Raw genomic sequence first — 21,444 nt, 5'->3', positions numbered from 1 at the left:
TTCGAGGTCGCAATGCCCAACGCTCTCGTGCTTCATCCGGACAGGCTGTTTCCGGCAGACCCGGCCGTGCGGGCCATCGCCCGTGAACTGCATGGCGCGATCGCCCACCTGCCCATCGTCAGCCCGCATGGGCATACCGATCCGGCATGGTTTGCCGGCAACGAACCTTTCGGCAACGCGGCCGAATTGCTGCTGCGGCCCGATCACTATGTGTTCCGGATGCTTTATTCGCAGGGCATCGCGCTGGAAACGCTGGGCATCGGCCGCTATCAGAAGAGCTATGATCCGCGCGCGGCCTGGCGAGTGCTGGCGGAGCATTGGTATCTGTTTCGCGGCACGCCGTCGCGCATGTGGCTGGACTGGGTCTTTGCCGAAGCGTTCGGCTTCACCACGATGCTGGGGCCGGAGACCGCCGATGCGTATTTCGACCGCATTACCGAGGCACTGGCGACAGACGGGTTCCGGCCACGCGCGCTGTTCGACCGCTATGGCATCGAAGTGATCACGACGACGGAAAGCCCGCTCGATACGCTGGAGCATCACGCGGCGATCCGGGCCGAGAATGCCAGAACCGGCGGCTGGCGAGGGAGAGTGATCACCGCCTACCGGCCGGACCCGGTGGTCGATCCCGAATTCGAGGGCTTCCACGCCAACCTTGCCCGCTTTTCGGAAATCACCGGCGAAGACTGCCTGACCTGGCGCGGCTATCTGGCGGCGCATCGCCAGCGCCGCGCGTGCTTCATCCGGCACGGCGCGAGCAGCACCGACCATGGCCATCCCACCGCCCGCACGGCCGATCTTTCGCCGCACGAGGCGGAAGCGCTATTCGACAAGGTGGCCAGCGGCGCTGTCACCGCCGCCGAGGCTGAACTGTTCCGGGCCCAGATGCTGACCGAAATGGCGACCATGAGCCTGGACGACGGGCTGGTCATGCAACTCCATCCCGGATCGTTCCGCAACCATAACGCCGCGCTGTTCGCCCGGCTGGGACGGGACAAGGGCGCCGATATCCCCGTACGCCTCGAATACGTCGAGGCATTGAAGCCACTGCTCGACCGGCACGGCAACGATGCCCGCCTGTCGCTGATCCTTTTCACGCTCGATGAAAGCACCTATGCCCGCGAACTGGCGCCGCTGGCCGGGCATTATCCGTGCCTCAAGCTGGGCCCGGCCTGGTGGTTTCACGACAGCCCGGAAGGCATGCGCCGCTTTCGCGAGGCCACGACGGAAACGGCCGGCTTCTACAACACGGTAGGCTTCAACGACGATACCCGCGCGTTCCTGTCGATACCGGCGCGGCACGATGTGGCGCGAAGGATCGACTGCGGCTTCCTGGCCCGGCTCGTTGCCGAACATCGCCTGCAGGATTGGGAAGCGGCAGAACTGGCGCGCGAACTGACCTACGATCTGGTCAAGAAAGCCTACAAGCTGTGAGGCGGCTTTCGCCCGATAATCTGCCGCATGGGATCGCCGGGCCGGGCTATGCGCGTGCCGGCCGGAAGGTGGGTATCGTCCACTTCGGCATCGGCGCGTTCACCCGCGCGCACCAAGCCTGGTACACCGACCTGGCAATGGCGGCGTCCGGGGGTGACTGGATGATCGCCGGCGTCTCGCTGCGCAGTCCCGATGTGGGCGAACAGCTCAATCCGCAAGGCGGGCTGTATTCCCTGGCGGAAAGATCGGGCGAGGGCACCCGTCTGCAAGTGATCGGCTCGGTGGCAGAAGTGATTGTCGCGCCGCAGGACCCGGCGCGCATCGTCGATCTGCTGGCCGCGCCGAGCACGCGGCTGGTCACTTTCACCGTAACCGAAAAAGGATATTGCCGCGCGGCGGACGGCAGCCTTGATCTTGGCCTGGCGGATACCGGGTTCTATCCGTTGCTGGCGGTCGCGCTGGACCGCCGCCGGTCGAACGCCGTGGGCGGGTTGACACTGCTGTCGTGTGACAATCTTGCCGACAACGGCCGCCAGTTGAAGCAGCTTGTGAACGCCTATCTTTCCGCGCGCGCGCCGCAGTTGGCTGACTGGGTAAGGGATGCCTGCACGTTCCCCTGCACGATGGTGGACCGCATCGTGCCGGCCACCACGCCGGCAGACCGCGACAGGATCGAAGCCGAACTTGGCCTGCGCGACGAAGGCTTGGTGGTGACCGAGCCGTTCAGCCAGTGGGTGATCGAAGACGCCTTTGCCGGCCCGCGTCCCGCCTGGGAACTGGCCGGGGTGGAGATCGTGCGCGACGTGGCGCCTTACGAAACGGCCAAGCTCAGAATGCTCAACGGCGCCCATTCCGCCCTGGCCTATTGCGGGTTGGCTGCCGGCCATGCCTATGTTCATGAAGCCGTGGCTGATCCGGCCTTGCGCAAGCTTGCCGAACGGCTGATGCGCGAGGAAGCGATGCCGACAATTGCTGCTGCGCCTGACCAGAACCTGGCGGCTTATGCCGATGCACTGATGGCCCGCTTTGCCAACCCGGCGCTCAATCACCGACTGATCCAGATTGCCATGGATGGCAGCCAGAAGATTCCGCAGCGCTGGCTGACGACGCTGGCCGCAAATCGGCAGATGGGGCGGCGCTGCCCTGCGATCTTGCAGGCCGTTGCCGCCTGGCTGGGCCATGTGCGCGGTGACAACCGCGCCATCTGGGGGGAGGTGGCCGATCCCCGCGCGGTTGAACTGGCGCAGGCCTGGGCAGCCCACGGTGCAGGCGGCATCGTACAGGCCGTGTTCGCAACGGGCGGCCTGCTTGAAAGCGCGTGGCAACCCGATAGCCTGGACGCCGTTGAAATCCTGGACCTTCTGGAATGCGTCTCGCCATGACCGGAGATATATTGTGCCTGGGTGAAGTGCTGCTGCGGCTTTCGACCACGGCTGGTCACACGCTCGCGAACGCGCCCGTGCTGGAACCTGTCGTCGGCGGTGCGGAAGCGAACGTGGCCATCGCGCTGGCCGCGCTCGGGCATAGCACGCGGATGATCACCGTCCTGCCCGACAATCCCCTTGGCGATCGGGCCGAGGATTTTCTCGCGGCAGCGCGCGTCGACGTCAGCGGTGTTCTCCGCCGCCCGGGGCGCATGGGCCTCTATTTCATGGAAGTGGGGGCCGGGCTGCGTGCCTCGACCATCACTTACGATCGCGGCGGTTCGGCTTTTGCGCTTTCCGCGCCGGGCGATATCGATTTTCCGGCGCTTGTCGGCGGCGCGCGTCTCCTGCACCTTTCGGGGATTACCGCAGCATTGAGCGCTAACGGGGTGGCTCTGTCGCGTGCGGCGATCGCCGCAGCCAAGGCGGCGGGAGTCCCCGTCAGTTTCGACCCGAACTATCGCCAGGCGTTGTGGAGCGCGTGGGACAGCCGCCCGCGCGACGCGCTGCTGGAACTTGTCGATGCCGCCGACATCCTGTTTGCCGGGCACCGCGACATGGCGCTTCTGTTCGATCGGCCGTTTGCCTGCGAGGGCGCCGCGCGGCGCGAAGAAGCAGCCCGCGCCGCGCTTGCCGCATTTCCGCGCCTGCAGGTCATCGCATCGACATCGCGCGAAATGGTCGCTTCTGCGCACCATCGGATCGCCGCGCGGGTGGATAAGCGGGACGAGGCGTTTCAGACCGCAGAGATCGATGTTACCGGGATCGTCGATCGTATCGGAACGGGCGACGCTTTCGTTGCTGGCGTGCTGCACGGCTGGTTGGGGGGTGCGGGCGCAAGGCAGATGGCAGAGCAGGGCCTTGCCATGAATGTGCTGAAACATGGCATCCATGGCGATTTCTGCCGGATCGGCGCCGAAGAACTGGCGGCTTTCACCGGCAATGCCAGAGACGTTCGACGTTGATTTAACCGGAAATATCGCGGCGGTTGACATATATGGCCAATCCCTCATACTGGTCAAACCAATGCAAGGAAGCAATCATGAAGCCAATCCGTTCCGCTGCCGTGCTGCTTCTGGCGAGCGCTTCCCCGGTCAGTGCGCGCGATGTGGTTCCCTTGAACGAAGGTTGGCGCTTCGCGTTCGGCGCGCAGGCCGCCAACAGCGCGGTCGCTGCCGATTTCGATGACAGCGGCTGGCAGCAGGTCATGCTGCCACACACCTGGAACCGGCTTGGCGAATATGCGCTCAAGCGTTCCGCCCAAACGGATAACCGTCAGGGGGCAGGGTGGTACAGACTGGCCTACCGGGCGCCCGCGGCTGACAAGGGCAAGCGGTTCGTTCTCGATTTCGGGGCAGTGGGTGCCATTGCCGATGTCTGGGTCAACGGCGTGCACGTCGGTTCGCACGCCGGCGCTTTTTCCCGCTTCCGGATCGATGTGACTGCCCCATGGAAGCCAGGGATGCTTAACGAAATCGTCGTCAAGGCCGACAATACGAAGCCGGCGGTGGGTGCGACAACCCAGGACGTCATCCCCCTTGCTGGCGATTTCTTCATTCATGGCGGGTTGTACCGGGGGGTAAGCCTTATCACCACCGACGAGGCAGGCATCGACCTGCTGGATTACGGCGGCCCCGGGGTCTATGCGCGCACCCTTGACGTGGACCAGTCGGGCGCCCGCGTGGCGGTGCAGACGCGCTTGCGGAACGCTGGCCGACGCAGCCACGTGTTGACGGGAACGGTCGCGATCCTCGATGCCCGCGGCACCGTCGTTGCCCGCACGCCGTTTCGGCAAGCGCTGAAGCCCGGAGCAACCGCTGCGGTTGAGAAGACCCTGAACCTTGCCAATCCCAGGCTATGGGATGGTCGCCGGGATCCTTATCTCTATGCGGTGCGGGTCGAAGTGGCGGAAGCCGGTCATATCGTCGATAGGGTCGTACAGCCGCTCGGCATCCGCACGTTCAGGATCGATCCCGACAGCGGGTTTGCCTTGAATGGCCGGCACGAGCAACTGGTGGGTGTGTCGCGGCACCAGGACAAGCTGGGGAAGGGTTGGGCTCTCGACGCTGCCGATCATGCGGAAGACATGCAGATCGTGGCTGAAATGGGCGCAAACACGGTGCGAATGGCGCATTACCAGCACGCCGATGAATGGGCCGACGCCGCCGATCGCCTGGGTATGGTGGCCTGGGCCGAAATTCCTTTCGTCAACGCAGCCTCGCTGAAGAATGGGGCGGAAGCTTCTGCCGCTCTGACGGCAAACGCCGATCAGCAGCTCAGGGAACTGATCCGCCAGAATTACAACCATCCTTCGATCATGATGTGGTCGGTCGGCAATGAAATCGATCTCGACGCGCGTTTCGACGCGAAAAAGCGTGCCGCGCGCTCTCGCAGCCTGCTCAGCCACCTGAATGACCTGGCCCATGCCGAAGACCCTACCCGGCCGACGACATTTGCCGATTGCTGCGAAGCCGATCCGGCCGCTGCCGGTGATCACGAGATGCTTGCGGGCACGACCGACCTGATCGGCTACAACCGCTATTTCGGATGGTATACCGGCCGGCCGGCCGATCTGGGCCCGGCGATGGACACCTATCACGCGCGGCATCCGGCAAACCCGCTGTCGATCAGCGAATACGGGGCGGGCGGGGCACTGTCCCAACACAGCGACAATCCGGAAGGTGGGCCGATCGACGCGTTCGGCCGCCCGCATCCAGAGGAATACCAAAGCTGGTATCATGAAGAGAACTGGAAGCAGATCAGGAACCGGCGCTATCTCTTCGCGGCCTGGATATGGAACATGTTCGATTTCGCATCCGACCTGCGCGAGGAAGGGGATGCGATCGATCTCAACGACAAGGGCCTGGTCACTTACGACCGCAAGATCCGCAAGGACGCGTTCTATTTCTATCAGGCCCAGCTTTCTGACAAGCCGATGCTGCATATCAACGGGCGGCGCTATGTCGATCGCGCCTATCCGGTAACGGACGTGCGGATATACAGCAACGCGCCCCGGGTGACGCTTTCGCTCAACGGCACGTCGCTGGGGACCAGAGACTGTCCCGACCGGGTATGTGTCTGGCCGGCCGTGGCGCTGCGGCCGGGCGATAACGAAGTGGTGGCCAGCGCGCCTGCGGCCGGCGGCACGCTGACCGATACCGTGCATTGGACTGCGCCCGATGCCGCTGCCGGGCTGCGGATCGATGCCGGGGATCTGGTCGGCCACACAGGCCCTGCCGGTCGTTATGGGTCCGACGTGTTCTTTTCCGGTGGATCGGCGCACCTGCTCAATGCCGCCGTATTCCGCGGCCAGACGCCGCCGCCCCGGCGCACGGTCACCGGCGCTGCCGATCCGCAACTGTACAACGCCTGGCGCGAAGGGGAAGCGGTGTGGCGGATCCCGCTGCCGAACGGGAAATGGCATATTGTCGTCCACAGTTTCGAGCCGGATCCCGAAATCGGCCATCGCAGCTTCGCGGTTCGCGCGAATGGCAAAGTCGTCGCCAGTGCCTTCATGCCGGTTGCCGCGGCTGGCGGTGCGCTCAAGCCGGCGGATCTTGCGTTCGATGTGCCCGTTGCCGATGGCATGTTGACGCTGGCTTTCGACCGTGTTGCCGGTGATCCGGTCATCGCCGCCATCGAAATCGTGCCAGCAGGCTCGTGATGGGCGGGATTGATTGTCTCAGGTCTTGGCGAGCAGATCGGCCAGGCTCGTCGCCAGGTCCTTTTCCCGGAACGGTTTGGTCAGCCTTGGCAGATCGGGCGTAACTCCTTCCGTTCCGGCATACCCGGAAACGACCAGAATTTTCAGCGATGGATGATCCGCCACAAGCCTGCGGGCAAGATCGGCGCCGTTCATGCCGGGCATGAAATGATCGGTGACCAGCACGTCGGGGCGCAGGCCCCGATTGACAAGGCCCATGGCCTCTTCGGCTGATGCGGCCTCGACAACGCGATAGCCCAGCTCTTCCAGCATCGTTGCCGTGCTCATCCGGACCAGATCCTCGTCGTCCACCAGCAACGCCGTTCCCGTCAGCGACGGCCCGCCCGCCGCCCCGGCCGGCTCGTCCGTTTCGCCCAGGGCGAGGTCGGTTGCAGGCAGCCACAAGGTCACCTTCGTTCCCGTGCCGCGACGGCTCTGGATGTCGAGCGATCCACCAAGCTGTTCGACCAGACCGTGCACCATCGACAGGCCAAGGCCGGTTCCCTTGCCCACGCCCTTGGTCGAAAAGAATGGCTCAACGGCGCGTTTCAGGGTGGCCTCGTCCATGCCGCTTCCGGTATCGGCCACACTCAGGCAAACGTAACGGCCCGCGTTAAGTCCCGGTCGCAGCCCTGGCCCGGCGTTCTTGAAACCGGCGGTGATCTTCAGCGTGCCGCCGTCGGGCATCGCATCGCGCGCGTTCACCGCCAGATTGAGCAGGGCCATCTCGATCTGGTTGGGGTCGGCCTTGGCCGCCGGCAGACCCGGTGGCACCTCGACCCCGACCTGTATTCTCGGGCCGGTGGTGCTTTTGATCAGTTCCGCCATTCCCGTGACCAGCGAGCCGATGTCGACCGCGGTCAACTGAAGCGGTTGGCGCCGCGCGAAAGCCAGCAGCCGCTGGACAAGCAGCTTGGCGCGTTCGGCGGATTGCAGGGCGCCGGCAACGAGGCGCTGGTCGCGCTCCCCGCCCAGGTTCTTGCGCTGGAGCATGTCGAGCGCGCCCATGATGGGTGTGAGCAGGTTGTTGAAATCGTGCGCGACGCCGCCGGTAAGCTGCCCCATCGCTTCCATTTTCTGCGCCTGGCGCAGCGCTTCCTGAGTCTCTTTCAAAGCGGTCACGTCGCGGCCTTCGGCAACCAGCCAGATTACCTCGCCGTTGCTGTCGATCACCGGTTTCAGCGAGAAGTCGATAATCGCCCGCACATCGCCCGACCCGCGCATTTCGTGCTCGGTCCTGACCGTTTCACCCGCTGCGGCACGCCTGACGGCGTCCGCGATCGCCGCCTGCAACGCCGCGTTGTCGCGCATCGGCGCCGAAAGCCAGAATGGCCTGCCCACGATATCGGCCACCTCGATCTCGCTCCACGAAAGCGCCGTGCGGTTCACTTCCAGCACGGTCCCATCGGGTGAGAGCAAAGCCATGAACTGGAAAGCGGAATCGAAAATGCCCTGGAAGCGGCTCTGGCTTGCCGACAGCGCTGCCGTTCGCTCGAGCACGCGTTGCTCCAGCGTTTCGTTCAAGTCCCGCAAACGCTCCTGCGCTTCCCGGGTGGCGGTCACGTCGCGGGATACCGCCATCAGCCGCTCAGGGCCGCCGTCCGCGCCATAAATCGGCGTAACCGCAACGTCCCACCAGCGCGGTGCGCCTTTGGCTGTCGGCGAAAAACCTTCGAAGCGTCCCATTCCGCTTCGCAGCGCGTCGCTCATCGCAGACACGACCTTGTCCCGCTCGCCTTCGGGCCACAACGCGGGCCATGGCTGGCCGATCACGGCATGGGCGTCGTCCAGTTCCAGCGCTTGCGCCCCGCCATCCGAAATGAATTCCAGGCGGCCATCAAGGCCGATAACCTTGATGCAATCGGGCGAACTGGCAAGAATGCGCCGGTTGAATTCCTCGCTGCGGCGAAGCGCGGCTTCTGCGCGCTTTGCTTCGGTGATCTCTTCGGCCGAAACCGTCACGCCCACCACTTCGCCCGATGAGTTGCGCAGCGGCAACCAGTTTTCGCGCCAGGTGCGCCGGATGCCGGGCTGTGCGGCGGTTTCCCCGACCAGTTCCATGCCAAGCACCGCCTGGCCGGCCAGGGCCCGATGCATCACTTTGATCGCCTGCTCGTTCAGGTCAGGGATCATGTCGTGCATGGTCCGGCCGATGTGGTCTGCCGCGGGCAGGCCGTTCATTTCGGCCATGCGCTCGTTGATGCGGATATAACGCATCTGCCGGTCGAACACGCACAGGCCGACAGGGGCCGCGTCGAATATGGCGGCGATCTCATCGGCTTGCGAGCGGGCTAGCGCTTCGCTTTTCCGCAAGGCTTCCTCGGCGGCGCGGCGTTCGCTCACATCCTCGATCGAAACGACAAGGCTGGCGGTCTCGCCGGGCAACGGCGCACTGGCGATCCGCACGGGAAAGACGCGGCCGCTGCGATGCCGGTATTCCTTTTCATAAGGGTCCCACCACCCGCGTGCTTGCGCCTGGGCTATTGCCACCTCGTCCTTTTCAAGATGCTCGGCCAGCGTGAAATCGCGCCAGTCCCAGCGTCCCTCGTCAAAGTCGGCACGCGTGTGGCCGGTCATGCGCAAGAAACGGTCGTTGATTGCGATCGTCGCGCCGGTCGTCACATTGAAAATGGAAAAACCCAAAAGATCGGAATTGAACACGCCTTCGAACCGCGCCGTTGCCTGGTGGCGCTCGGTCTCGTCTTCGGCGGTGCCGACAAAACGGGTGCCGCCCGTGCCCTCGACCGGGAAGGCGCGATCACGAACGAACCGGATGCTGCCGTCCGGACGCACGATGCGGTACTTCACTTCGAATGCCTCGCCTGCTTTCTGCCGTGACGCCAGGGCCGCGACGCGATCACGATCTTCAGCGTGCACCGTCTTGAAAAACAGACCGAAGTTAGCAAGTGCGTCCGCCCTCGGGCGGCCCCAGATACGCTCGAAAGCCGGGCTGACATAGAGAAGCTGGCCCGCTGCAACGTCGGTTATGTAAAAGACCTGGTCGACCGTTTCGGCAAGTTGACGGAATCGTTCCTCGCTTTCCCTGAGCGCGCGTTCCGCGGCGCGGCGGGCGATCGCGGCACGGGTTCGCATTGCCACGGCGCGGACGAATTCGATCTCGTCCGCCGTCCATACGCGCGGCACTGCCGAATGGACGAACAGCATGGCGGCCGCACGTCCGTCTTCGACGACGGGCACATCGAGAAACGCCCTGACGCCGATCGCGCGGAAGCTCTCGACACAATCCGCCGTCCGCGGATCCGCCTCGACATCCACGTTCGAAACGACAACGCCACGGCGCAGGTCATCGATGTAAACGCCGTAATCATGGAAGTCGTGCAGGCCGGCCACGCTCTCGACACCGGGCGAACCCCAGTTCCGTTCCACCATGATAGTTCCGGCAACCGGATCGACGACCCCATAGCCGACACGCTTGGCGCCGAGCGCTTCGCCAAGCACGCTCGATGCAACGAGCGAAAGTTCGGCCGTGTCGGCTACATCGCGCAGGCGTTCATCCAGCACCAGCAAGGCTTCGCGGCGACGCGTGGACTTCATCGCCGCTGTCGTTTCCGCCACCGCGCAGAACATGCCCGCGATCGCGCCCGTTTCGTCGCACACGGGCGAATAGGAGAAGGTGAACCACGCCTGCTCGTCGTGCCCCTTGCGGTTGACGATCAGCGGCAGGTTCTCGCGGTAGCTTGCTTCCCCGGCAAGCGCGCTCTCGATCAACGGCTCTATGTCCGGCCAGATTTCGGCCCAGATGTCGTGAAACCGGCTTCCCATTGCGGCAGGGTGTTTAGTGCCCAGGATTTCGGCATAGGCATCATTGTAGAGAAAGCCAAGTTCGGGACCCCAGGCCACGAACATGGGAAACTTGGAACCCAGCATCAGCCCCACGATGCTGCGCAACGACTGCGGCCAGGAGGCAGGTTCACCAAGCGGTGACCCGGACCAGTCGAGCGTGCGCATGAGCGGGCCGGCCTCGCCCGTTTCGGCAAAGAAGCTGGACTTTGTCGCAGCGCCAGAAACGTCGGGCACGGCTCTCCTTTCGACGGCGATTCCCGCTCGTTTGACAGTGTTGCCGAAGCATAAGCTATTGTGAACGCGTCGTCATGGAGAAAAGGCCGTTGAGCGTTCATCATACGTTCCGCTGCAACGCGCAACGGCCAGGTTGCCCCGATCGCGCGCGCCAGACCGGATGGAGGGATCAGCCTGTAATGCAGCGTCCGTTCGCGGCAAGGCCGCTTTTCACGATTTTCCCGCCTTGCATGACAAAGCATACCGACCGCAGCGACGCGATGCGTGCCAGCGGATCTTCGTCAAGGGCGATCACATCGGCATAGCGACCAGCCTCGATCACCCCCACGCCACTTGCCGGCCCGAGCAGATCGGCAGCGACGCCGGTTGCCGCCTGGATGGCCCGCATCGGGGGCAGGCCTGACCGAACCAGCAGTTCAAGCTCTTCGGCGTTCTCGCCATAACCATCGAACCCATAGATGTCCGTACCCGCGGCGATCTTCACGCCGGCGGCATAGGCCACGGGCACTTTCTGTGCCATCTGCGGCCCTACGGCGAGCATCTTTTCTGCCATGCCCGGCCCCAGGCTGCCGGGGTCGGTCCGCGCGCGTTCCATCAGCCGGGATGCGACCATCAGCGTCGGTACCAGATAGACGCCATGCTGCGCCAGCAGGCGATAACTTTCGGCATCGGCAAAGCTGCCGTGCTCGATCGAGTCGACGCCAAGCCTGACGGCGCGATCAATCGCGGCCTTGCCGTGGGCATGGGCAGCAACTTTCATTCCGAGCGCATGGGCCGTTTCGACAACCGCGCGTATCTCGTCATCCGTCATCAAGGTGGCTTGCGGGTCATCTCCCACGGACATGACGCCACCCGAGGGCGAGATCTTGATGAGATCGATGCCCAGCCGCTTGAACAATCTTACTCGCCTGCGGGCATCTTCGGCCCCGTCGATCAGGCCTTGGGACCAGGCGGGATTCGTAATCTGCGGGTCCAGACCCGTGAAAAGATCGCCGTGCCCGGCCGTCGGGCCAAGCATCGGGCCTGCGACCCACAGCCTGGGGCCGGGAATCGTGCCCTCGGCAATCGCGCGCTTGAGTGCGACTGCCGATGCCGCGTCCACGCTTCCCACGTCGCGGGCGCTGGTGAACCCTGCCATCAACATCGCGCGGGCCTGGCGCGTTGCGCCAAGGAGTTCGTCATATATGCCGTGCGTGACCAGCGATCGTACCGGATCACCGGGGTGATAGCTCATGAGCAGATGGACATGCACGTCGATCATGCCGGGCATGACGGTCTGTCTGGAAAGATCGATGACCTCCGCCCCGTCCGGACGCTGGAAGCCGGAAGTCACCGCCGTGATCCGATCATTCTTGATCATGATCGTAACGTTGGACCGCACGTCGTCAGACCGGCCGTCGATCAGGCGGCCCGCATGAATGACGATCTCCCTGGCATGCGCGCCGGGCGACAGCATCGCCCACGTGGCAAGCAACGCCCAGACCAGGCCCGAGATTGTCCGCCGAAAGATTCCTTGCAACATCGCCGGCCCCTTATTCGGCGTTTGACGGCTTCGCCGCGTGGTCGCAACTTACGCGTTCCCGACCGCGATACAAGGCTGCATTCCGGTCGAGCCGCGGCGGTTTTGGCGCCCCGGCCGTGGAACGGCCCCATCCGGCAGGCGTTGCCCTAGCGATAACGACCGGGATTGCGCCAATGATGCTCGATACGTCCAAGATCGCTCTTGCTCTTAGCGGGGGAAACGCGCTGGGTGCCTTTCAGGCCGGAGCTTTCGATGCTTTCCAGCAGGCCGGTCTCAAGGCCGACCAGGTCGCCGGGGCCTCGGCCGGGGCGATCAACGGCGCGGTAATCTGCGGCAATCGGGCCGACCACAGGGTCGCCCGGCTTCGGGAACTGTGGCGACCCGGACTTCCGGAAACCGGCTGGGACTGGCTGGAGCACACCCGGCGGACACGCGCGGTCCTGACCACGCTGTTGTTGGGGCGGGAGGGCATTTTTACGCCGCGCGCGCCCTGGGATCATTTCGTACGCGATGATCGGCCCGCCTTGTTCGAAACGTCCGCCCTTTGCGATACGCTGGCGCGCCTGGTCGATCTGGAAAAACTGAACGACGGAGAGACGCGCTTCGTCGCCACGGCAGCGGATGTCGAAACAGGGGAAGATGTCGCTTTCGATACGCTTCACCAGCAGGTTCACGCCATCCATCTGCGCGCGAGTGCGGCACTGTTTCCGGCTTTCCCGCCGGTGGAAATCGCCGGCCGCCTGTTTGGCGATGCAGGTATCTCGGCCAACCTGCCCCTCGACACCATACTTTCTGGTCACGACGATCAGCCTCTGGTTTGCATCGCCATCGATCTCTTGTCGTTGCGCGGCACCAGGCCCGTCGGCCTCGGCGATGCGGCGTCCCGCGCGCAGGATCTGATATTTGCGACGCAAAGCCGGCGGACCATCGCCGGCTGGCAGGCCATCTTCCGGGAAAGGGCACGGTCGGCACCATTCGCGCCCCTCACCGTCATCTACATATCCTATACCGACCAGAGCCAGGAAGTAAGCGGCAAGGCATTCGACTTTTCGGCCAGAACGATCGGCGCGCGATGGCAGGCGGGGTTCACCGCGATGGAGCGGGCCTTGCAGGATATCGGCAGCGGGCGCATCGCCATCGGCCAGCCGGGCTGCAACGTCTATGCGGCCAAGAACCTGATCGGGGAACCCGAGTACGGCCTGGTCGATTGGCGGCTCGAGCCTGTTCCTCTCGGCGTGATCGCGGGCTAGCCCTCGCTGCGGCGGCGGGTCGGGCGTGGCATCATGCGCGCATGGCTTCGTTCAGCCCAAGCCACCGGGCAAGCCTGTCATTGCGGGCGAACACCAGGCTTTCGGCCAGCCAGACAGCAACAAGCGAGGCGCCAAGCAGCGGCAGAAATGCCGATAGTGCCAATATCAGCACGACTGCGCCTTTGCGCCTTGCCGGGCTTGCCGCCCGTGGCGGTGCGCCCAGGCGGCCCGCCGGCTTGCGGCGCCGCCACATGATGAATCCCGATGCGGAAAGGGTAACGAGCATCAGCGCCGTCGCCACCCCGATCAACTGGTTCGCAAGGCCGAACAGCTGCCCTTCGTGCCAGGCAACGCCGTAGCCGATCACGCGATCGATGACGTGCTTGTCGGCAAAGCTTTCGCGCGAGGTCTGCCGGCCGGTTATCGGATCATACGTCAGCGTAACGCGCCGGGGCCGATTCTGCGTGTCGGAGCGGACCGACCAGTCTGACGAAGCCTTGCCCCCGAAGGGCCGTGGCGCTCCCGGCGGGGCCACGATCACGGGGAAGGGCAGGTGCTCGCTTCTGGCTTCGGCCACGATGCGGGTAAGCGAAACTGCGGTCATCGTCATCGGCATCGTCATGACGGTGCCGTCGGGCATGACATGCGGCATGGTGCCCAAGGGTGCAGCGCTTGCCCCCATGGCGGCGTGATCGTGTTCGGCGTGCTCGTCGTCACCGGCGGGCTGCCCGCCGATGGTCCAGTCTGCTGTGCCTTTGACCCAGCCCATCTCGCCACGCATCGCCTTGAACGCGCTGCCCCATACGTCTGCCCAGGGCAGGCCGGTCACCAGCAGGACCATGGCCAGGCCCGATACCCAGAAACCGGTCACGGCATGGAGATCGCGCCAGAACAGACGCCCGCCCGCAGCAAGACGCGGCCAGACGACGCCGGCCAGGCCACGCCCCGCCGGCCACCACAGACAGAGCCCGGTGGCAATCATGACGATGGCCCAGCTTGCCGCCAGTTCGACCAGCCAGCTACCGCGGCGGCCCAGCAGCAGCTGGCCATGGATATCGTGCACCACCTGCATGATCCGCCACGCCGGGTCGAGCGATCCGACGACCCTGCCCTGGGGCGAAACGAACACGTCGCGCATCGCGCCCGATGGCCCGGCAAGGGCAAGATGGACCAGCGCCGCATCGCCTTCCGTTTCGGGCACGCGATAACTGTGGAACCGGGCCCCGGGCCAGGCCGCCAGCGCGGCCTTGACCTGATCGTCGGGTATCACGGCGCCGGCGGTCGGCAAGTCGCGGAAGTGGCGCTCTTCCCAGCGGTCGATTTGCGGTTTGAACAGATAGGCCGCGCCGGTGAGGGCAAGCACCAGCACCATCGGCACGACGAACAGGCCGGCATAGAAATGCCAACGCCAGATCGCACGATAAAAAGAGGTCCGTTCCATCGTTACATCCTCCAGCCGGCTTCGATCAGAAAGGTACGCTGGGGATAGGGGTGGAATACCCAGGCGCGGTCGTTGGTCAGGTTGTCCACCCCGGCCGACAGGCGGGAGTATTCGCTCATGTTCCAGTTGAACCGGGCATCGAGCGCAAACAGTTCCGAGGTGAAGCCGAAGGTATCGCCCCGCTGCCGACCGAACAGATCGGTATTCGGGCGGCTTGCATAACGCATGCCGAGCGAGCCGTCGAAACGGCCGGTGAAGGCATAGCGCAGGTTGGCGTTGACCCGCCAGCGAGGGATGCGGGGAAACTGCACGCCTTCGGCCGCCGCGTTGGCGCTGTTCCGCAGCGTTCTGGAATCGATGTAGGCAAGGTTTGCGTCGATGTTCATCTGCGGCACGGGCCAGTCATGCGTCTCGGCAATCGCTTCGAAACCGAACTGGCGGGTAAGATCGATGTTCTTGAAGTTCGATGTGGTCACGCCGTTCTGGTTGAACCCCACGAACGAAAAGATCGTATTGTCGACCCGCTGATAGAATGCCGAGCCGGTCAGCTTGATCCAGCCGAAGTCGTGCGCCAGCAACAGGTTGGCATCCTTGCTGCGTTCGGGCCTGAGATTCGGATCGAAACTTTCCGCGTTGAAACTGCCATCGCCATTGAGGCTGCCCTGGAACAGTTCGCCCACGGTGGGAAAGCGGGTTGCCATGGCCAGGCTGAGCTGGACTTTGGTGCCCCCCGCCAGGCGATATTCGGCCGACAGGCTCGGGCTCACGGCATCGGCGCTACGGCTGGGATAGGCGCCGGGCCGCGGCAGCAATCCGCCACCATAGGCGCGCCAGTTATCATACCGCGTGCCCAGCGTGAGCGTGAAGGCAGCCAGCAGAACGCGTGCTTCGCCCCATGCCGATAGTTGCCGGGTCTTGCCGAATGTCCGGTTGGCAAAGACCTGGCCGGCTCTGCTGGTCCAGCCCGGCAGGTTGAAACGGGTCAGGTCGGTCGCATAGCGGTTGGCCGTCAGTCCGAACGAGAGTTCGCGTGCCGCCGTCTTGTTCTCGATGGTGAGATCGCCTGTCCACCAACCTGTCGGACCCTGGCTGGCCAAGGTGCCGCTGCCGCCGGTCCGGCCGTTCTCATACCCGTTCGACGTGAACGTGTCGGCGCGCGCAATCTGATAGGTCGAAACGGCCACGTGGGCCACCGTCCCATTACCGAGCGGGGCGGACAGCTTGAGGCCGGCCAGGAACTCGTCACGCAGCACCTTGGCATAGTTGGCGCCGGACGCGGTGTAGGTCTGCGTGCCGATCGTGACCCGGCCTTCGCACACCGGGCTGCCCGAAGCATCGCGAAGATAGCAGTCGGGGCGGGTCTGGCTGTCTTCATTATGCCAATAGGCGAACAGGAACTGGCCATTGATCGCGCCATCGTCGTAACCGAGCTTGAGTTTCGCCTGTTCCTGGGTGATCTCGGCAGGCGATTGGGCCGCGAAATAGGGATTGCTGGCACTGCCCGGCGCGCCGGGGATGCCGGTGCCGGCAGCGGTGGCGCGGACCTGTTCGGGGTCGACAACAGCGCCGGTTACCGTTTTGTTGCTGGTGCCGCTCACCGGGGTAAGGCCCAGAAACGTCATCGGCTGCCCGTCGTTGCGGAAATAGCGGCCGGTCAGCCGCAGCGACAACGGGCCGTCCGGCTGCTTCCAGCCAACACCGGCTTCGCCGGAAAAGCCATGATAATCATCGCGCGTGGCGAATTGCCGATAAGGTTGCACAAAGCCCTGGATCGTCGCGAACGCTTCGGTCTTGCGCGGCTCGCGGGTGGTGATGTTGACGATCCCGCCCATGGAGTTGCCAACATAACGCGCGCTATAGGGGCCATAGACGATATCGAACTGCTCCACTTCGCCAGGCCCGACCACCCCCCACTTGGGCGCGAAATTGAAAGAGTTGCCCAGGAAATTGGAAACCACGAAGCCATCGACCATGACCAGGGTGCGGGCGCTCTGGGTCGAATGCGTGCCGCGGAAGCCGGGCACGCCGTTGCTGTCGCCGGCATAGCGCTTGCGCACGAAGAAATCGGGCGCGTATTTGATCAGGTCTTCGGTATTGAATGCGTTGACACCGCTGAATTGCTCGGCGCCCAGGCTGACCGCCAGACCGCGCGGGGCGATCCTGATCGGGGCGTCTTTCTGGCCGACCACGAGGATGGAGTTTTCCGTAGTGTCGGTACGGGGCGCGGCAGCTTCCTGTGCAAGCGCAGGACGGGCAAGGCAAAGGCCCAGGCTGAGCGTGATCGCCGAAGTTTTCATGGCAATGGATGTCCGGTCAGACGCCCCCGGCACGCGATGCGCGCGGATGGGCAGACGAAATGCGCGACGCCTCAGGCGCCGCGACGGGTCGCTATGTCAGACGCTTGCCGGGGGGCCGCGCAGTGGCGGTTGCAGAAAAGCCGGGCGTTCCCGTGGTGGCAGGACCAGCGGCAGGAAACCAAGCAACAGGATGAACGCAAGAGCCGATAGCAAGACTGCCGGATCGGCGTTCCCGATCGTGCCCATCGCCAGGGTCGAAAACGGGCAGGTCGTTTCACCCTTGGCGTGTTCGGCCTTGTCCCTGGCTGCCTTGCCATCGGCCGGAATGACGACTTGTTTGGTGAAATGGAGGCCGGACGCGTCGGAACAGATCTCGATCGTCAGGATGCGCCCTTGCATGCCGGGCATGTAGCCGGCGGGCACCAGCACTTTCATCAACAAGACCAGACCGAAGAGAATGCCGGCAAGCGTGCGATGATCGCGGATAAAGGCGCGAAGCGGCGTCATGAGCATGCCCGCTTAGCCCGTGAGCAGCCGATTGTCATCTACTTCGAAAGCGGCCGGCGGCACCGTCCGGCAAATCAGCCCGGCGTTTTCAGATCGGGATACCGGCCCAGGAACGGCAACAGCAGGCTGGCGATCACCAGGCCGCAGCCAGCCGCCGTCAGGGCGACGTTGTAATTGCCGAACCGATCGTAGAGCGCACCCATGGTCAAGCCGCTGACGGCAATGGTCAGCGCGAAGAAGATCGTCACCGTGCCATAGATCGAGGAAAAGGCCCGCAGCCCGAAATACCGCGCGACAAGGAAGGCCATCAGATCGATCTCGGCACCCTGGACCAGGCCGATCAGGGCAATGCACGCCGCCACAGCGGAAAAGCCCAGGTGATCGGTGGTGAGTGCGAACAGTCCTGTCGACGATACCAGAAACACGGCCGCCGCAACGCCGGGCGCCCAGAACCGGTCGATCAGGATGCCGACGACAAGACGGCCTGTCAGCACGCAAGCGGCAAAGATGGTAAGCAGCAAGGCGGCATCCGCCCGGCTGAAGCCCTTGTCGACCAGCAGGGGCTGCAATTGCGAAACAAGGCCCACGGCGCCGATGGTGACGCAGACCACGACCGCTACCAGCAACCACAGCCGGGGCTGGCGCAAGGCCTGTGCCAGCGTCACGCCAGGAAGCGGGAGCCCGGCGCCGTCATGGCGTTCGCGTCCCTCGGGAAACTCCTTCATCCAGAACCACGTCGCCGGCAGGCCGATGAACAGCGGCAGCGCCGCCATCACCAGGTAGGCCGCGCGCCAGCCATGGCTTTCGATAACGACGGTCAGCAGCGGCGGCATGATCATCGCGCTGAGCGAAACGCCGGTCAGCACCACGCCCAGCGCCAGTCCGCGCGCCTTGTCGAACCAGTTGACGACGGGGCGCGTCACCGCAACCGCCGTGGTGCCGGCTCCCACCACAACCAGCGCGCCGTACATCGCGTAGAACGTCCAGATCTGAGGCCCGACCCGGGAAAGCCCGACATAGGCGCCGGCGATCAGTACCAACGACACCAGCATTGCCCGCTTGGCGCCATGACGGTCTATCAGCCGGCCGATGAAAGGCAGCAGCAACGCGCTCAGCACCAGCGCCGCCATCGACCGCGCGATCTCGCCCCGCGACCAGCCGAATTCGGCTTGCAGGGGCTGGATGAACAGACTTTGGACGTAGCTGTAAAGCTGCAACCCCGTTGCCATGACGATCAGGCCCGAAGCCGTAATCCGCCACCCACGCTTCAATTCCTGGGTCGTCGTCATTTCGGTCATTGTGGTGATTGCTCCTCGGGCGGGGCGTGGGCAAAGCATTCGTCGGGAAGCGTGGCCACCAGTTCCGAAAGCATACCGATATAGCGCTGCATTTCCCGTTCTGCGGTTGCGGCCTCTCCTGCCAGCACGGCCTGCATGATGCGCTCGTAATGCGCGTTAAGCGTGCCGAGATTGGTCATGTTGAGGAACCCGCGCAATTGCAGGGGCAGCAAGATCGATCGTTGCTGCTGCACCACGTGGGCAAGCTGGGCGTTGCCGCATATGTCCAGCAGCAGCGCCTGGAATGCGCTTTTCAGTTCCAGATAGCGTTGCGGCAATTGGCTGATGTGTGGTTCGTTCAGCGCGGTCACCAGCGCCTCAAGCCGGGCGCGATTGTCGCTGCGGCCGATGTTTTCCGCTGCAAGGCGCACGGTCAGCCCGTCGAGAAGTTCGAGCAGCCGATAGCTGTCGAGCATTTCGCGGCGGGTCAGCCGCCTGACCACCGCCCCGCGATGGGGCAGGATACGCAACAGCCCTTCGCCTGCCAGCAGATACAGCGCTTCCCGCACCGGGCCCTTGCTGCACCCGAACTGGGCCGCAAGATCGCCTTCCAGAAGGCGCTGACCCGGCACGTAATAACCTTCGCGCAGGCTGCGGCGGATGGCCTCGGCCACCGACATCGTGGCCGAGGCGGTGGCAAGGGTGGCCTTGGCATCGCGCGCCGGCTTGCCTTTGCCGTTCGCCCCGCGTGGTCCGGTGGTGATCTGGTTGTGCGGGGTGGTGGCCATTCAGGTAATGTCCGTTCTGAGCAGGCGGCGCAGCACGGCGGCAAGGGTCGCTGAAGCAGCGTCGCTTTCACCGCGGGAACGCCAGGCAATAATGCCATCCGGCCTTATCAGGACGGCGCCCGTTGCGTCCACACCATAGAGGTTGCGCCAATCGCCGGCGACAAGCTCGCCACCCGCCTGGTGCACCGCGAGCCAGCCTGATCGAGCCATGGCGCTCGCTTGCCCCGCGCTGCGCCAGGCGTGCGCCTCTTCTCCGCAGACCAGCAGATAACGCCGCCCGGTCAGATCGAGCAGGGACAGCCCGAGCCGCCGATCGATCCAGGCGTGGGGCGCGCGCGTTCCGGGCCTGCCATCGGGACGGTATTCCTTGCCCGGCCCCGGCCAAGCCGCGTCGGGTTCGGCCAGAAAGGAACCCACGCGATAGCGGAAGCCCAGCACCGTGCCATGGTGCGGCCCGTTCCAGATGCCCGTCGGGCCGCGCCCCCCGGCGCTGGAGGCCAGGTTGCCCACCGCCACGTCGACGATTTCGCCAGAGGCCGCTTTGCGTTCCAGCTCATAATCGTCGAGCAGGGCCTGGCCGCCGATCCCGTGCAGGATGTGGGCAATGCGCCAGGCCAGGTTGTGAATGTCCATCACCCCGGTATTAAGCCCCAGGCCGCCCGCCGGCGGCATCAGGTGGGCCGCATCCCCCGCCAGGAATACCCGGCCCTCACGCCAGCGGCCGGCCACCAGGGCAGAGGTCTGCCAGGGCGAAATGCCGGTGATCCGCACCGGCAGCGCGTCGTTTCCGATCGCGCGGGAAACCCGTTTGCGGCAGGCTTCCTCGTTACGCGCCGCCGCGTCGGCCTCGCTTGCCGGAATCTGGAAGTTATAGGTCCATTCGTTCGCATTGCGCCACGTGGGAACGCCCGAAAGCGCGGCGGGCAGCGTCCCGCCATCGTTATCCTGGGTGATGACGAACACAGTCGAAAGGGCTGCCATCCGTTCGGCCAGGTCTGCCTCGAACATGACGTTGAGATTGTGTGCGATGGCTGCGCTGCCTTCGAAACTGATGCCCAGCCGCTCGCGCGTCGGGCTGCGGGCCCCGTCCGCGGCGATGACATAGCTGGCAGTGATGCGCTGCTCCTGCCCGGAGGCGTCGGTGATCGTCACCGTGACCGCCTCGCCCGTCTGTTCGATGGCCGTTGCCTCGCATCCATGCCAAATGGCGGTGCGCGCCTGCTGGCGCGCGGCATGCAGCAGCGCGATTTCGAGCCCATCCTGGCTGCCGACGGTGCCGGTACAGGGAGAATGCGCGGTGGGTTCGAGATCGCCGATCTGGAACGGGTGGAGTTTCAGCGCCGGATCTGCGAGCGAACGCCCGATGGCAAAATTCCGCACGCGATCGGGGGGGGGCTGCGATGCCCGGACCAACGGCTCGATACCGCATTCCCGGAAGATTTCCATCGTGCGGACGTTGAACCCGCGCGCCTTGGGGTGATTCGCCACACCGGCCCGGCGATCGATGACCAGGCTCGGGATATGCATCTTCGACAGCAGGATCGACCCGAGCATGCCGATCGGCCCGGCTCCGATAATAAGCACGGGAACGTGCAGATTTCCGGCCCCGTCTTGCTTGATCCAGTCCAACTCGATCCCTCCCATGAACTGCATGCCGCGGATACCTTTCCCGACATCTATTGACAAGATAACCAGAGCAAATAATCTACGAGATAACAAGAGTAAATCATCTTGTGATTTTGTAGGACAATCGGAGAGGAATG

General features: G+C 64.5%; 13 protein-coding genes. 5 read left to right on the top strand and 8 right to left on the bottom strand.

Features of this window, described 5'->3' with window-relative positions; genetic code table 11:
* The first annotated feature begins 12 nt into the window (after positions 1-12).
* The 4 genes from uxaC (at position 13) to AC3EDY_RS02235 (ending at position 6,522) form a co-directional block, all read left to right on the top strand.
* Positions 13-1,434, top strand: a complete 1,422-nt coding sequence (gene uxaC, locus AC3EDY_RS02250) for a glucuronate isomerase (RefSeq protein ID WP_488570812.1) — start codon at positions 13-15, stop codon at positions 1,432-1,434.
* Entirely contained in the window at positions 1,431-2,816 is a 1,386-nt protein-coding gene (locus AC3EDY_RS02245) for a mannitol dehydrogenase family protein (RefSeq protein ID WP_488570811.1), read from the top strand. The genes uxaC and AC3EDY_RS02245 overlap by 4 nt, the downstream gene beginning before the upstream one ends.
* On the top strand, positions 2,813-3,823 hold the full coding sequence (locus tag AC3EDY_RS02240) for a sugar kinase (RefSeq protein WP_488570810.1): 1,011 nt from the start codon (positions 2,813-2,815) through the stop codon (positions 3,821-3,823). The genes AC3EDY_RS02245 and AC3EDY_RS02240 overlap by 4 nt, the downstream gene beginning before the upstream one ends.
* A 77-nt stretch (positions 3,824-3,900) precedes the next feature.
* Positions 3,901-6,522 (top strand): glycoside hydrolase family 2 TIM barrel-domain containing protein, encoded by a 2,622-nt coding sequence (locus tag AC3EDY_RS02235; protein ID WP_488570809.1) that lies wholly within the window; start codon positions 3,901-3,903, stop codon positions 6,520-6,522.
* An 18-nt stretch (positions 6,523-6,540) separates the two neighbouring features.
* Here the strand turns inward: AC3EDY_RS02235 and AC3EDY_RS02230 are convergent, their stop codons facing one another.
* On the bottom strand, positions 6,541-10,599 hold the full coding sequence (locus AC3EDY_RS02230) for a PAS domain-containing protein (RefSeq protein WP_488570808.1): 4,059 nt from the start codon (positions 10,597-10,599) through the stop codon (positions 6,541-6,543).
* 169 nt (positions 10,600-10,768) lie between these two features.
* Positions 10,769-12,121 (bottom strand): metal-dependent hydrolase family protein, encoded by a 1,353-nt coding sequence (locus tag AC3EDY_RS02225; RefSeq protein WP_488570807.1) that lies wholly within the window; start codon positions 12,119-12,121, stop codon positions 10,769-10,771.
* 173 nt (positions 12,122-12,294) lie between these two features.
* Here AC3EDY_RS02225 and AC3EDY_RS02220 point away from each other — a divergent pair, with 173 nt between their 5' ends.
* Positions 12,295-13,371 (top strand): patatin-like phospholipase family protein, encoded by a 1,077-nt coding sequence (locus tag AC3EDY_RS02220; protein WP_488570806.1) that lies wholly within the window; start codon positions 12,295-12,297, stop codon positions 13,369-13,371.
* Between the two features lie 31 nt (positions 13,372-13,402).
* Here the strand turns inward: AC3EDY_RS02220 and AC3EDY_RS02215 are convergent, their stop codons facing one another.
* From AC3EDY_RS02215 to AC3EDY_RS02190, 6 genes are all read right to left on the bottom strand, one after another.
* Positions 13,403-14,812 (bottom strand): PepSY-associated TM helix domain-containing protein, encoded by a 1,410-nt coding sequence (locus AC3EDY_RS02215; RefSeq protein ID WP_488570805.1) that lies wholly within the window; start codon positions 14,810-14,812, stop codon positions 13,403-13,405.
* Between the two features lie 2 nt (positions 14,813-14,814).
* Positions 14,815-17,109 (bottom strand): TonB-dependent receptor, encoded by a 2,295-nt coding sequence (locus AC3EDY_RS02210; protein ID WP_488570804.1) that lies wholly within the window; start codon positions 17,107-17,109, stop codon positions 14,815-14,817.
* A gap of 96 nt (positions 17,110-17,205) precedes the next feature.
* Positions 17,206-17,616: a DUF2946 family protein gene (locus AC3EDY_RS02205; RefSeq protein WP_488570803.1), complete on the bottom strand. Its 411-nt coding sequence runs from the start codon at positions 17,614-17,616 to the stop codon at positions 17,206-17,208.
* A 74-nt stretch (positions 17,617-17,690) separates the two neighbouring features.
* Positions 17,691-18,914 (bottom strand): MFS transporter, encoded by a 1,224-nt coding sequence (locus tag AC3EDY_RS02200; RefSeq protein ID WP_488570802.1) that lies wholly within the window; start codon positions 18,912-18,914, stop codon positions 17,691-17,693.
* Positions 18,911-19,681 carry a GntR family transcriptional regulator gene (locus AC3EDY_RS02195; protein ID WP_488570801.1) on the bottom strand — a complete coding sequence of 257 codons (771 nt, stop codon included), beginning with the start codon at positions 19,679-19,681 and terminating at the stop codon, positions 18,911-18,913. Before AC3EDY_RS02195 ends, AC3EDY_RS02200 begins: the two co-directional genes overlap by 4 nt.
* A complete protein-coding gene (locus tag AC3EDY_RS02190; RefSeq protein WP_488570800.1) occupies positions 19,682-21,334 on the bottom strand; it encodes an FAD-dependent monooxygenase in 1,653 nt (550 codons plus the stop codon).
* Positions 21,335-21,444 lie beyond the last annotated feature (110 nt).

Source organism: Novosphingobium sp. DS6-6, assembly GCF_057784975.1.
This window is presented reverse-complemented; position numbering and strand designations above follow the sequence as displayed.

Coding starts and splice junctions, on each gene's coding strand:
- AC3EDY_RS02220 (WP_488570806.1), top strand. CDS start 12,295: ATGATGCTCGATACGTCCAAGATCGCTCTTGCTCTTAGCGGGGGAAAC.
- AC3EDY_RS02190 (WP_488570800.1), bottom strand. CDS start 21,334: ATGCAGTTCATGGGAGGGATCGAGTTGGACTGGATCAAGCAAGACGGG.
- AC3EDY_RS02205 (WP_488570803.1), bottom strand. CDS start 17,616: ATGACGCCGCTTCGCGCCTTTATCCGCGATCATCGCACGCTTGCCGGC.
- AC3EDY_RS02200 (WP_488570802.1), bottom strand. CDS start 18,914: ATGACCGAAATGACGACGACCCAGGAATTGAAGCGTGGGTGGCGGATT.
- uxaC (WP_488570812.1), top strand. CDS start 13: ATGCCCAACGCTCTCGTGCTTCATCCGGACAGGCTGTTTCCGGCAGAC.
- AC3EDY_RS02235 (WP_488570809.1), top strand. CDS start 3,901: ATGAAGCCAATCCGTTCCGCTGCCGTGCTGCTTCTGGCGAGCGCTTCC.
- AC3EDY_RS02225 (WP_488570807.1), bottom strand. CDS start 12,121: ATGTTGCAAGGAATCTTTCGGCGGACAATCTCGGGCCTGGTCTGGGCG.
- AC3EDY_RS02210 (WP_488570804.1), bottom strand. CDS start 17,109: ATGAAAACTTCGGCGATCACGCTCAGCCTGGGCCTTTGCCTTGCCCGT.
- AC3EDY_RS02195 (WP_488570801.1), bottom strand. CDS start 19,681: ATGGCCACCACCCCGCACAACCAGATCACCACCGGACCACGCGGGGCG.
- AC3EDY_RS02215 (WP_488570805.1), bottom strand. CDS start 14,812: ATGGAACGGACCTCTTTTTATCGTGCGATCTGGCGTTGGCATTTCTAT.
- AC3EDY_RS02240 (WP_488570810.1), top strand. CDS start 2,813: ATGACCGGAGATATATTGTGCCTGGGTGAAGTGCTGCTGCGGCTTTCG.